Below are 12,469 nucleotides of genomic sequence, written 5' to 3'. Positions count from 1 at the left end.
CTTGGACCGCACATTTTGTTAACTTCATTATCTAAATGAGACACGTTATGTCACAGAAACCAGCGATTACCATTCATTACTGCACACAATGTAACTGGCTGCTGCGTTCCGCCTGGATGGCGCAGGAGTTGCTGCATACCTTTGCCGAGGATTTAAGCGCGGTAACGCTACAGCCGGGAACCGGCGGCGTGTTTGAGATTACCATTGATGGTCAGGTGATTTGGGAGCGTAAGCAGGAAGGCGGATTCCCGGATGCGGCAGCGCTGAAGCAGCGCGTGCGCGACCTCTGCTGGCCGGATCGCGCGTTGGGGCATGTGGATAAGAAGAAGAGTTGATTTGGGGTTCGTGCGTTATCGGAATAAACGGATGTACACGCACCTAAGGTCGTCATTCATGGCGACCTGCTAACTTTTAGCGATCTTTTCCGCCGCTTCCTGCAGGGCGTTGATCACTATCTCCAGCGCCTCATCCGAAATATCTTCCTGCGCCAGACGATGATTCAAGGTGTGTTTGATCAGATGAATCGCCTGTTCGACCTGCGGAATGCTGCGGTTATTCACCAAAATCGCCAGCGAGGTTAATCGCTCGATAATCGCATTCACGTTGTCACGATTCTCCGCCAGCAGCGCCTCGCCGCCTTCATTCAGCGCATAGGCTTTACGCGATGCCTGCGCATCGACCACGCGAATCGCGTCCATCTCTTCGAGCAGCGTCAGGTTAGGATAGATAATGCCGGGGCTGGGTGAGTATTCACCTTTGGAGAGCTCTTCAACCGATTTGATCAGCTCATACCCGTGCGCAGAGCTGATGGCGAGAAAGTGCAGCATTAACAAGCGGATATCGCTGGCATCCAGCATCCGCTCCCGACGCTTCTTGCGTGCGCCTGCACAGACGGTGCGCTGTGCGTGATCGGACTGCCATGGAAAATCCCGCTGCTGTTTCATTGCCTTCCTGAGCGCTAATTAAGGGAGGTTGATAGTAGTCTGCCACCTGGCAAAATTCAACACAGGCGGCAGCGCGCGCGGCGTTGGCGTTATTTTTGATGCCAATAAGCTACGGCGCGCACGAAATCGGTATGTGCACCGCGTCCCTGGGTGAAGTAATCGCTCAGCAGTTTCACCGCTTCGCCCTCGCCCGTCAGCCAGATGAAGTATTCAGTGGCAGGCAGCGCAATCCTATCCAGCTGCGCCTTAATCGGTGCCAGGTTATCGGCCTGCATGGTGCCGCTGCCCAACCAACTCACCTGCACATTCGGCAGATCACCGAGATAATCACGGCCGGTGGCTTCATCGGCATAGGCCAGCAGATGAATTTCCTGCGCCTGGATTTCGCTGTAACGACGTTTAAAGGCGGGCAGACCGGTCTCATCACAGACGTAAATCTGGCAGGCGTAATCCGCCGGGATCACCAACGAACCGCGCGGGCCGCCCATCGCGATTCGATCGCCCACTTTGGCTTGGTTTGCCCAGCTGCTGGCAACGCCGCCATCGTGGATGTAGAAATCGATGGTCAGAGAATCGACGCCGTTAAATTCCAGCGGCGTGTAATCACGCGCGGCAGGACGCACGCCATTCGGCCAAACGATGCCTTCATCGGTGATCTGCGGTAGCGCCAGCTCTGCACCAGCATGTTCCGGGAAGAACACTTTGATGTGATCGTCAAACGATGGCGAGTTGAAGCCGGCCAGATCGCTGCCGTTGAAAACAATGCGCCAGAATTCACCGGCAATCAGCGTCTTGCTGACCACGCTGATGTGGCGGAAACGCAGTTCATTGCGCACACGACGTGGCGCGCGTTCGGAAGGGTGAGTTTGCAAGTGGTGTCTCCCTAAAAGATAGTGAAAGTCATTCTCATCTGATGGGGAGAGAATAGTTATGATATATCTTCGACGCAATGCCGAAAAATGCTATTGGAAAATTGGCATGTTTAAACAGCGCGATAAATCGCGCCGCTACGATGAAGAGCAGTGAGGGATAAGGTGCAAATGACAAGCTGGAATTGTAGCGGCGCAATTTATTGCGCAATACATAGATGCGTTTGACTGCCGAGACCGCGCTTAGATTGCAGCGGTCGCGGATTTTAAAAACGGATTACGCCTGGCGATTGCCGCAGGTCACGAAACTGCCATCATCCTGGCTATGTTTCGGCAGCACATTGTCGCCCAGAATTTCATGCTGCGCACAATGCGGTTGATGCGGATGCAGTCCGCCCGGCGGTGAAAAAGGCTCAGCCATTTGTGCACTTGCCAGCGAAGAAAACGCTACAAGCGCTGTCATGAGGAACAACGGTAGAAGTCGCATAATTTTTTTGTCTGTTCACTATAGCGGCCCGGAATGGACCAGAAATGCAGGTGATTATCCAGCCTGATGTGTGGCGGCTGGTGATTTACGCGGCCAATCAGGTTTCAATGAAGAATTTTACGCTCATTACACCAGTGAGTTTATAAAATCGTGCGGTTTGTCACGGTTTACCGCACGAATTATGCATTACTTATCCGTCACCGGAATATAGAAGGTGCCTTGCAGCAGATCGGGCGTGCTGTATTTCAAATCCAGCTTAAGCAAATCTTTACCCGCACGGCGTGCCACGCCCAGCGCTGGCAAGTGGTTGTAGTAAATCTCCGCGGTGAACGCGTTGATCTCTTCCGGCGCGCCGTGCCAGTCAATCTCCGCACACAAACCCCTCTCGCCGGTCCAGTTCTGCACGTTACGCGGCAGCACATCGGCGTATTGACTCTCCAGCGCCTGGAACAGGCTGATGTGTTGCTGGTCGGCAGAATGCACGCCCGGACTGAACTGAAAGCCCAGCCAGCCGCGGTTCACATGCTGACCGGCAAAAGTGATGAAATCGCGCGTATGCTGCGCCACCACATGATTTTGATGATCGATGTATTCCCCGAAGCGGCATTCCCACTCAATCACTTCGCCACACAGCTGAATCTCCGGCTTCTGCGCCAGACGCGCATTGACCCACTCACGCTGCGTGGAGATGCGGCTGTGGAAATCCTTCATCAGCATTTCCGGAATGCGACGATAAGCACCCGGCGTCATCGAGAAGTGGCTTTTAAACACACGGGTAAAATTCTGCTGATTATCAAAACCAAAGCGCACCGCAATATCGATCAGCGGCATACTGGTCAGACGCAGCGCCATCGCCGCCATGGTCAGACGACGTTTGCGCGTGTAGGACGCCAGCGTTTGTCCGGTCATCTCTTTGAACATGCGCTGCATGTGCCATTTGGAGTAACCGGATTTCAGGGTAATCAGATCGATGTTGAGCTCGTCGGTCAGGTTCGCTTCTATCCAGTCCACCAGATCGTTGATGTACTGTTTTTTTACATTCAGGCTGAGCATGATTTTGATAGTCGAATGAGGTGGTTAACGTCATGAATTTGCGTTATTCGTCACATAAATATAACAAAAACGTATTACCAACGTAAGGAAGAGTAAAGGTAGCGCAGCGGGAAAAGCATTAATTGCTTAGGTTACTAACGTTTTTATCGCGCACGAAAAGAAAAAAGGTCGTCACGAATGACGACCTTGCGGTGATATCAACTGCTTGAAGCGGTGCGCGGGCTCAGTGCGAACGCATGCCTGCTGCCGTCATCATCATACGAAACAGTGATGCCACCACACCGAGTGCCAGCACGCTTGCGCCGTAAATGACTACCAGCCACATCACCTGCTTCCACCACGGAATCTTCGTTTCAGAGTGAGTTTTCATGTTGCTGACCTCGGTTTTCATATCAATGGTATCCTTCGTCGGCTTTGATTTTTCCGCGGAACACGTAGTAACTCCAGAAGGTGTAACACAGAATTACCGGAATAATCAGCAGGCCGCCCACCAGCATAAACGCCTGGCTGCTCGCCGGAGACGCCGCCTGCCAGATGGTGATTGACGGTGGAATGATGTTCGGCCAGATGCTGATACCGAGGCCCGAGAAGCCAAGGAAAATCAGCGCCAATGTCAGGATGAACGGCGAGTAATGCGCTTCACGTTTGATGGCGCGCACAATCCCCCACGAACACAGCACCACCAGTACCGGAACCGGCAGGAACCAGAACAGGTTCGGACGCGAGAACCAGCGCTGCGCGATATCCGCGTGCGTCAGCGGCGTCCAGATACTGATAATGCCCACCACCAGCAGCAACGTCAGCGTCAGCGGCGTCGCCAGCGCAGACATCTTACGGTGCAGATCGTGTTCGGTTTTCATGATCAGCCAGGTACAACCCAGCAGTGCATAGGCGATGACCAGACCGACGCCGCAGAACAGCGGGAACGGCGCTAACCAGCTCATCGCTGAACCCGCATATTCACGGCCCACCACCGGGAAACCATTCAGAATAGCGCCCACGGCCACGCCCTGACTGAAGGTGGCCAGCAGTGAACCGGCAATGAATGACTTATCCCAGAACGCACGGTGTTCTAGCGTGGCTTTAAAGCGGAACTCAAACGCGACGCCACGGAAGATCAGGCCAATCAGCATCGCCGTCAAAGGAATCGACAATGCATCCAGCAGCACCGAGTAGGCCAGCGGGAACGCGCCATACAGTGCCGCGCCGCCCAGCACCAGCCAGGTTTCGTTGCCATCCCAAACCGGAGCAACGGTATTAACCATCATGTCGCGTTCGATGGGATCTTTATTGAACGGTAACAGCAGGCCAATGCCGAGATCGAAACCATCCATCACGATGTACATCAAGGTGCCAAACACGATGATGGCAAACCAGATAATTGAAAAGTCGATCATCTTAGTGCTCCCCACTCTTTTCGCTATGGGTTTTGGCCGCCGACAACGGACGCGCTGGCGTGTGATGCTGACCCGGACCACCGTGATCAACCTCTTTACCTTCGCCGGTCACCGGACCCTCTTTGATCAGACGCATCATGTAGAGGTAACCGACACCAAACACCGACGAGTAGACCAGAATGAACGCCAGCAGGCTGATGCTCATGTGCATATCGCCATGTGCCGAGACCGCATCAATGGTGCGCTGCACGCCATATACCACCCACGGCTGACGCCCAATCTCGGTGGTAAACCAACCGGCCAGAATGGCGATCAAACCCGATGGACCCATCAGCAGCGTGAACCACAGGAACGGACGCGAGTGATACAAACGGCCTTTGAAACGCAGCCACAAAGACACCACGCCGAGCGTAATCATCAGCAGGCCCAGCGCCACCATCACGCGGAATGACCAGAAGATGATGGTGGAGTTTGGACGGTCCTCTTTCGGGAAGCTCTTCAGCGCAGGAATTTGCTTCTCCAGGCTGTGCGTCAGAATCAGGCTGCCGAGGTACGGGATTTCCAGCGCGTACTTGGTGCGCTCCTGCTCCATATCCGGCACACCGAACAGAATCAGCGGCGTGGCTTCACCCGGCTTGTTTTCCCAGTGTCCTTCAATTGCCGCGATTTTCGCAGGCTGATGCTCAAGGGTGTTCAGGCCGTGCGCATCACCGATCATCGCCTGAATCGGTGCCACGATCAGCGCCATCCACAGCGCCATCGAGAACATCTTACGAATCGCTGGATTGTCGTTACCGCGCAGTAAATGCCATGCGCCCGACGCGCCGACAAAGAAGGCGCTGGCCAGGAAGGCACCGACCGACATGTGAAACAAGCGATAAGGGAACGAGGGGTTGAAGATGATTTTCAGCCAATCTTCCGGTACCACGATGCCGTTCTGGATGATGTAGCCCTGCGGCGTATGCATCCAGCTGTTTGACGCCAGAATCCAGAAGGTGGAGAAGATGGTGCCGAGCGCGACCATGCAGGTTGCAAAGAAGTGCAAGCCTGGACCGACGCGGTTCCAGCCAAACAGCATTACGCCAAGGAAGCCCGCTTCAAGGAAGAAGGCGGTTAACACTTCATAGGTGAGCAGCGGGCCGGTGATACTGCCAGCAAACTGTGAGAAACCGCTCCAGTTAGTACCGAACTGGTACGCCATCACCAAGCCGGATACCACGCCCATGCCGAAGTTAACGGCAAACGCTTTTGACCAGAAATGGTAGAGATCGCGATAGGTCTCGTTACGGGTTTTCAGCCACATCCCTTCAAGCACCGCCAGGAAACTGGCGAGCCCGATGGTGATGGCTGGAAAGATAATATGGAAGGAAACAGTAAATGCGAACTGAATCCTGGCCAGATGAAAGGCGTCTAATCCAAACATTGCTTACCTCATTGCCACAAATTACACCGAATTTTTACTTATAATTAACAAGCAGAGCGCAGCGGTTATTTCGCCGTGCTTAAAGAAATGTCGCGCCAATGTAAAAGGAAGTGGTGCGAACAAAAAGATACAGGGGAAGTCGGTAAAACTATAACAGTGTTTTTTGATTTCGATCATTGTTTTCAGCAGAAACTAATACTTTAAAAATCACGACGTTAAGGTTAATCACCCTCATTCATTGTGACAATATTGTTATTGTTTTCCGCCTATTCCCGCTGTGCTTATCAGGTAAGCACTTCATTTATTTATTTTTTAGTGCGAAGAAAAATGGCGTTATTTACGGTAAATACGTTGAGCATGTAAATATTTCCGGACAGCGCAGGATGATCAGAATTGTTAATTAAAAGCTAATATTTTTAGAACAAAAAGATATATTTCTGCTGTTTATTAAACAGGTGATGTAAACGCAGTGACGTTAACCTGCTGCGGCATGGTATTTGCCAGCGGCGACAAGCTGTGCTTTTTTAGAGCAGTAATCAACCAGTTAAACAGCGAAGGAGAGGTTATGGCCCGTCTTACTGCACAGGATTTCCCTCAGGAACTGCTCGAGCTTTACGATTACTACGCGCACGGCAAAATCAGCAAACGCGAATTTATCGCGATGGCGGCGAAATTCACCATCGCCGGCATGACCGGCGCCACGCTGCTCAGCGCCATGAGCCCCAATTATGCGCTGGCGCAGCAGGTGGAATTTACCGATCCGGCGATCAAACCGGAATACATTCACTATCCGTCACCGCAAGGTCACGGCGAGGTGCGCGGCTATCTGGTGCGACCGGCCAATGCATCCGGCAAAGTGCCTGCGGTGGTAGTGGTGCACGAGAATCGTGGCCTCAATCCCTACATCGAAGACGTGGCGCGACGGGTAGCGAAAGCCGGTTACATCGCGCTGGCACCAGATGGTTTGAGCTCGCTGGGCGGTTATCCGGGGAATGATGATGAAGGCAAAGTGATGCAGGCCAAAGTCGACCCCACCAAGTTGATGAATGACTTCTTCGCCGCGATTGATTTCCTGATGCACCACGAAGAGGGCACCGGCAAAGTGGGTATCACCGGCTTCTGCTACGGCGGCGGCGTAGCCAATGCGGCGGCCGTCGCGTTCCCTGATTTGGCCTGCGCGGTACCGTTCTACGGCCGTCAGCCTAAAGCGGAAGATGTGCCGCGCATCAAAGCGCCGCTGTTGCTGCACTACGCCGCGCTGGATAAAGGCATCAACGAAGGTTGGCCAGCCTATGAAGAGGCGTTGAAAGCCAATCACAAAATCTATGAAGGCTATGTATATCCCGGTGTGAATCATGGCTTCCACAATGATTCGACGCCGCGTTATGACAAAGCCGCCGCCGAATTAGCATGGAGCCGCACGCTGGGTTGGTTTGAGAAGTATTTACGCGCTTGAGGGTGCGGCGGTCGCCATAAATGGCGGCCCTTCTCAATGCGCCTTCAAAATCCGATGCACATTGCTCTCCAGCCAATCCGCCAGTCCGGTCACCTGCCCTTCCACTTCGCGGCCTAACGACGTCAAACGATACTCAACGTGCGGTGGCACCACGTCATAGGCAATGCGTTCAACAAAACCATCCTCTTCCATATAGCGCAGCGTCTGCGCCAGCATACGTTCGCTGACGCCGCCAATCTTGCGGCGCAGCTCGCTAAAACGCAGAGTTTCTTCGCGCAGCGCCAGCAAAATCAGTACGCTCCAGCGGCTGGTAATGCGCTTCAACACGTCGCGTGACGGGCAATTCACGTTAAGCAACTCACCGCGCGTAAACTTTTCACTCAACTTTTCAGACATTTAACTCAGCTTCTCCAAACTAACAAATCCGTAAGTACTTACTAAAAGTTAGTTTATCGCTTAGGCTGTTTTCATACCAGTTCAACAGGAGAACAACATGATTGCGATTACAGGTGCCACAGGCCAACTGGGCCGTCTGGTGATTAACGCGTTATTGAAAAAAGTGCCGGCTAGCGAAATCATTGCGGCGGTGCGTTCGCCCGAGAAAGCGGCCGATCTGCAGGCGCTGGGCGTAACGCTGCGAGCGGCGGATTACAGCCAACCGGAAACGCTGCAAAGCGCCTTTGCCGGTGTCGATAAACTGCTGCTGATCTCTTCCAGTGAAGTCGGCCAGCGTGAAGCGCAGCACAAGGCGGTGATCGATGCGGCAAAAGCCGCTGGCGTTGGCTTTATCGCCTACACCAGCTTACTGCATGCCGATACCTCGCCGTTGGGTTTAGGCGTTGAGCATCGTGCGACTGAAGCCCAGCTGAAAGCCTCAGGCATTCCTTTCGCGCTGCTGCGTAACGGCTGGTACACCGAAAACTACGCGGCGAGTATTGCGCCCGCGCTGGCGCATCATGCCTTTATTGGTGCGGTCGGCGAAGGTCGCATCGCTTCCGCGGCGCGCGCTGACTATGCGGCGGCAGCGGCCGAAGTGATCAGCCGTGACGATCAGGCGGGCAAGGTGTATGAACTGGCTGGCGACGACAGCTACACGCTGGCGCAGTTCAGCGCCGAGATTGCTAAACAGTCTGGCGAGCAAGTGGATTACATCAATCTGCCACAAGCCGAATTTGCCGCCGCGCTGAAAGGTGCCGGTTTGCCAGAGGGCTTGTCAGAGATGCTGGCAGATTCAGATGCCGGCGCCGAAAAAGGCGGTTTGTTTGACGATAGCCATACGCTAAGCAAACTGATTGGCCGCCCCACCACGCCGTATGCGGACGTGATAAAGGCGGCGTTGCAGAAGTAAGGTGCGGTCTGATGCCCTCACCCCGACCCTCTCCCACGGGGAGAGGGAGTCGCTGCCACGTGTTAACTCGATCGGTTCCCTCTCCCTGTGGGAGAGGGAGTCGCTGCCACATGTTAGCTCTATCGGTTCCCTCTCCCGCCTGCGGGAGAGGGTTAGGGTGAGGGAAATACAGCTCTATTTCCGCTGCGTTTGCCATAAATTGATCAAGCCACCCCACGCTTTTCTGCGCAAATTTTAGCGATTTTCTTAAATACAGATATTTCTGTGCAGCTATTTAAACATCCATCCTAAAAGCCGCTTTCATTTCCTGAAATATAGTCCGTTGTAATCCCTGAAAAATCATAAAAACACCGGATCCATCGACATGATTTATTACGTTCATAGATAAATCGCATTGTTGTTTCGCCCGTTCAGAGCTCTATAATTTGTTCTTTACGCATTCAAGAATTTACCAGGAGGCTGCTATTAATACTAACCAACAGCAATATAACGCTTTCGAGGATCGACGCGCTGATGCTGAACTGGAGTATCAATATAATCCTCACGAGTTCGTTCGCGAAGGTATGCAGGATTCGGAGCCGGAACCCGAGCTGATTGAAGGTTTGCCCGCGCCGGATGCGCTGACGCCTGCCGATCGCTACATGGAACTGTTTGAGCAGGTACAGACATCGCACATATTTGCTGACAGCAAAACGTTTCCGGACTGCGCACCAAAATTCGATCCGCTGGATATTTTAATCCGTTTTCGTCGCCGTAAACGCGCAGCGGATTTTGATCTGGAAGCATTCGTGCACGAACATTTTTATTCACCTCAGGTGAATGAGAGTTTTTATGTTTCCAATCCAGATAAAACCTTAACCGAACATATTGACGATCTGTGGCCGGTGTTAACAAAAATGCCACAGCAACATTTAGCGCACTCATCGCTGCTGCCGTTGCCGAAACCTTACGTGGTGCCCGGCGGCCGATTTGGAGAAACCTATTACTGGGACTCCTACTTCAGCATGCTCGGTCTCGCCGATGCAGGCCGTGACGATCTGCTGCGTCATATGGCGGATAACTTCGCCTGGCTGATTGATAACTACGGTCACGTGCCGAATGGCAACCGTACTTACTACCTCAGCCGTTCGCAGCCGCCGGTGTTTGCGCTGATGGTGGAACTTTTTGAAGAGGATGGCATTCGCGGTGCGAAACGCTATCTCGATCAGCTGATGAAAGAGTACCAGTTCTGGATGGACGGCGCGGGTGAGCTGATGCCGCATCAGGCCTATCGCCACGTGGTGCGCATGCCAGATGGTTCGCTACTCAACCGTTACTGGGACGATCGCGACACGCCGCGCGATGAGTCGTGGCTGGAAGATATTGAAACCGCGAAGAAATCAGGTCGTCCGGCCAACGAGGTTTATCGCGATCTGCGTGCCGGTGCCGCATCGGGTTGGGATTACTCTTCACGCTGGCTGCGCGATCCGCAGCGTCTGGCGAGTATCCGCACCACGCAATTTATTCCGATCGATCTCAACGCGTTCCTCTACAAGCTGGAGCTGATGATTTCGACGCTGTCGCACGCTAAAGGTGAAGAGTTAACGGCGCTGGCGTGGCAGAAAAAAGCCGATGCGCGTAAGCAGGCGATTCATCGCTATCTGTGGGATAACACAGCCGGGGTGTACCGCGATTACGACTGGCGTCGCGAACGCTTTGGCGCCTTCACCGCTGCTGCGGTGGTGCCGCTGTTCCTCGGCCTCGCCTCGCCCGAGCAGGCGCACCTGCAGGCCGTTGCGCTGCGTCATCTGTTACTGACGCAAGGCGGCTTGTTGACCTCAATGGTGGAGAGCGGCGAACAATGGGATAAACCCAATGCTTGGGCGCCGTTGCAGTGGATGGCGGTGGTCGGTTTGAATCACTACGGTGAAGAGACGCTGGCGACAGAAATTGCCGTTAACTGGCTGAATACGGTAAATAATTTCTATTCACTGCATCATAAGCTGGTGGAGAAGTATGACATCAGCGGCGATCGCGCCCGTCCGGGTGGCGGCGGCGAATATCCGCTGCAGGACGGCTTCGGCTGGACTAATGGCGTCACCCGCAGATTGATGACCATGTATGGGCATTTGCTGGCGGATTGAGATTGGTGCGGCTTGATGCCCTCACCCTGACCCTCTCCCACAGGGAGAGGGAAACGCTGCCATATGTAAGCTCGATCGGCCCGGGGAGAGGGAAACGCTGTCACATATCCACACGTATCCGCTCGATCCGTCCCCTCTCCCGCCTGCGGGAGAGGGTTAGGGAGAGGGTTAGGGAGAGGGTAAAAGCTACCCCGCCAACCCAAAACCCTGCTTACCATTCTTCTTAATCTGATACATCGCCTCATCGGCCCGCGTCAGCGCTTCATCGAAGCTGTCGCGTTCCTGCACCTGCGCAATGCCAATTGACGCACCAATCTGCGCATGTCCATTATCAATATCAAACGGCGTCAGCGCGGCATCCAGCACCGCCTGCATCATAATGCGCACTTTCGGATAGTCGATCAGGAACGGCATCAGCAGCACAAACTCGTCGCCGCCGAGTCGGCCAATCACCACGTTTGGCGGCACCACGTCGATGATGCGCTGGCTCAGTTGAATCAACACCTCATCACCACTGCGATGTCCCAAGGTATCGTTGACGTGTTTGAAGTTATCAAGATCGATAAACGCCACGCACAGTGGGCCCAGCGCTTTCATCCTGCTGAACTGCGTATTTAGCGCATGGCGATTAGTCAGTCCGGTTAGCGGATCGTGATGCGCCAGCGATGAGAGCTGCGCTTCGTACTGCTTCTCTTTGGTCATATCGATGTGCGTGCCGGTGACTTTGAGCGGATTGCCCGCTGCGTCCCATTCGGTAACGCGTCCGCGATCCAGCACCCATTTAATGTTGTCGTTTTTGCCCAGCATACGGTGCAGCGCTTCGTAATAAGGCGCGCGCCCTTCAATGTGATCGTAAAAAGCTTTGAGCACTTCGTCGGCGTCATCCGGATGCAGGCGTTCGCGCCACACATCGAACTGCGCTTTGGTCTCTTTCGGCTGAAAACCCAGCATCGCCCCCCAGCGACGATTAAAAATCACCAGCTTGCCGCTGGGAATATCCAGCTGCCACAAACATAAACCGGTTCCATCCAGCGCTGCACTCAGCTTATTACGCGCGTCATGCGCTATACGCTTTAACCGCGCATTATGTTTTTTCAGGTTCTGAATCTGCTGACGCAGCGCTTCTTCTGACATGGTTGGCTGAAGGAGAGGAAATAAGCGCTATTTTGCCTGCCGGGAAGTTTCTGTAAATAAAACAAATGAAAAGCCGATTAGCAGCGGCAAATTGGAGAAACTTCAGGAGTTACGTCGAAAGTTTCCTGTCAAAACAGCTGACTTAACTTACTTAAGTACCAGCCTGTAGTAAGCCCCGCCTACATACGTAAGAAATTTCTTAAAAAGCATTTAATAACCGTTGAGTTTCGTGCCG

Annotated in this window: 14 protein-coding genes; 5 read left to right on the top strand and 9 right to left on the bottom strand. The window is 53.6% G+C overall.

The features are described from left to right. Positions 1-47: 47 nt before the first annotated feature. Positions 48-335 (top strand): Rdx family protein, encoded by a 288-nt coding sequence (locus MWH02_RS16555; RefSeq protein WP_101761890.1) that lies wholly within the window; start codon positions 48-50, stop codon positions 333-335. 69 nt (positions 336-404) lie between these two features. On the opposite strand, the gene MWH02_RS16550 is transcribed toward MWH02_RS16555, so the two are convergent. The 3 genes from MWH02_RS16550 to MWH02_RS16540 all read right to left on the bottom strand — a co-directional run bounded on the left by MWH02_RS16550 (position 405) and on the right by MWH02_RS16540 (position 2,234). Then, on the bottom strand, positions 405-944 hold the full coding sequence (locus MWH02_RS16550; protein WP_271461051.1) for a PadR family transcriptional regulator: 540 nt from the start codon (positions 942-944) through the stop codon (positions 405-407). Positions 945-1,033: 89 nt separating this feature from the next. Continuing rightward, complete coding sequence (locus MWH02_RS16545) at positions 1,034-1,816, bottom strand: siderophore-interacting protein (protein ID WP_271461050.1); 783 nt, start codon at positions 1,814-1,816, stop codon at positions 1,034-1,036. 274 nt (positions 1,817-2,090) lie between these two features. Continuing rightward, entirely contained in the window at positions 2,091-2,234 is a 144-nt protein-coding gene (locus MWH02_RS16540; RefSeq protein WP_167391184.1) for a hypothetical protein, read from the bottom strand. Here MWH02_RS16540 and MWH02_RS23110 point away from each other — a divergent pair, their 5' ends adjacent. Beyond that, positions 2,235-2,291 (top strand): SEC-C metal-binding domain-containing protein, encoded by a 57-nt coding sequence (locus tag MWH02_RS23110; protein ID WP_137386906.1) that lies wholly within the window; start codon positions 2,235-2,237, stop codon positions 2,289-2,291. Between the two features lie 195 nt (positions 2,292-2,486). Here MWH02_RS23110 and MWH02_RS16535 read toward each other — a convergent pair whose 3' ends face one another. From MWH02_RS16535 to MWH02_RS16520, 4 genes are all read right to left on the bottom strand, one after another. Continuing rightward, positions 2,487-3,353 carry a helix-turn-helix domain-containing protein gene (locus MWH02_RS16535; protein WP_271461049.1) on the bottom strand — a complete coding sequence of 289 codons (867 nt, stop codon included), beginning with the start codon at positions 3,351-3,353 and terminating at the stop codon, positions 2,487-2,489. Positions 3,354-3,576: 223 nt separating this feature from the next. Continuing rightward, positions 3,577-3,744: a DUF2474 domain-containing protein gene (locus MWH02_RS16530; RefSeq protein ID WP_101761885.1), complete on the bottom strand. Its 168-nt coding sequence runs from the start codon at positions 3,742-3,744 to the stop codon at positions 3,577-3,579. A 1-nt stretch (position 3,745) separates the two neighbouring features. Beyond that, entirely contained in the window at positions 3,746-4,750 is a 1,005-nt protein-coding gene (gene cydB / locus MWH02_RS16525; protein ID WP_271461048.1) for a cytochrome d ubiquinol oxidase subunit II, read from the bottom strand. Between the two features lies 1 nt (position 4,751). Further along, on the bottom strand, positions 4,752-6,173 hold the full coding sequence (locus MWH02_RS16520; protein WP_101761884.1) for a cytochrome ubiquinol oxidase subunit I: 1,422 nt from the start codon (positions 6,171-6,173) through the stop codon (positions 4,752-4,754). A 565-nt stretch (positions 6,174-6,738) separates the two neighbouring features. On the opposite strand from MWH02_RS16520, the gene yghX reads away from it, so the two are divergent. Next, entirely contained in the window at positions 6,739-7,629 is an 891-nt protein-coding gene (gene yghX, locus MWH02_RS16515; RefSeq protein WP_137386438.1) for a YghX family hydrolase, read from the top strand. A gap of 33 nt (positions 7,630-7,662) precedes the next feature. Here yghX and MWH02_RS16510 read toward each other — a convergent pair whose 3' ends face one another. Then, the gene (locus tag MWH02_RS16510; RefSeq protein ID WP_101761882.1) at positions 7,663-8,025 is read right to left on the bottom strand and encodes a winged helix-turn-helix transcriptional regulator; all 363 of its coding nucleotides are present in this window, start codon (positions 8,023-8,025) and stop codon (positions 7,663-7,665) included. 97 nt (positions 8,026-8,122) lie between these two features. Here MWH02_RS16510 and MWH02_RS16505 point away from each other — a divergent pair, with 97 nt between their 5' ends. Both MWH02_RS16505 and treF read left to right on the top strand, forming a co-directional pair. Next, a complete protein-coding gene (locus MWH02_RS16505) occupies positions 8,123-8,977 on the top strand; it encodes an SDR family oxidoreductase (RefSeq protein ID WP_271461047.1) in 855 nt (284 codons plus the stop codon). A gap of 464 nt (positions 8,978-9,441) precedes the next feature. Beyond that, a complete protein-coding gene (treF, locus tag MWH02_RS16500; RefSeq protein ID WP_052026007.1) occupies positions 9,442-11,100 on the top strand; it encodes an alpha,alpha-trehalase TreF in 1,659 nt (552 codons plus the stop codon). Between the two features lie 186 nt (positions 11,101-11,286). Here the strand turns inward: treF and MWH02_RS16495 are convergent, their stop codons facing one another. Beyond that, on the bottom strand, positions 11,287-12,234 hold the full coding sequence (locus MWH02_RS16495; RefSeq protein WP_192236376.1) for a sensor domain-containing diguanylate cyclase: 948 nt from the start codon (positions 12,232-12,234) through the stop codon (positions 11,287-11,289). Between the last annotated feature and the right edge of the window lie 235 nt (positions 12,235-12,469).

The organism is Pantoea leporis (assembly GCF_028048155.1).
In the GTDB taxonomy this organism is placed as follows: Bacteria; Pseudomonadota; Gammaproteobacteria; order Enterobacterales; family Enterobacteriaceae; genus Pantoea; species Pantoea leporis.
The sequence above is the reverse complement of the archived record's forward strand: the minus strand, read 5'-3'. Positions and strand labels throughout refer to the sequence as shown.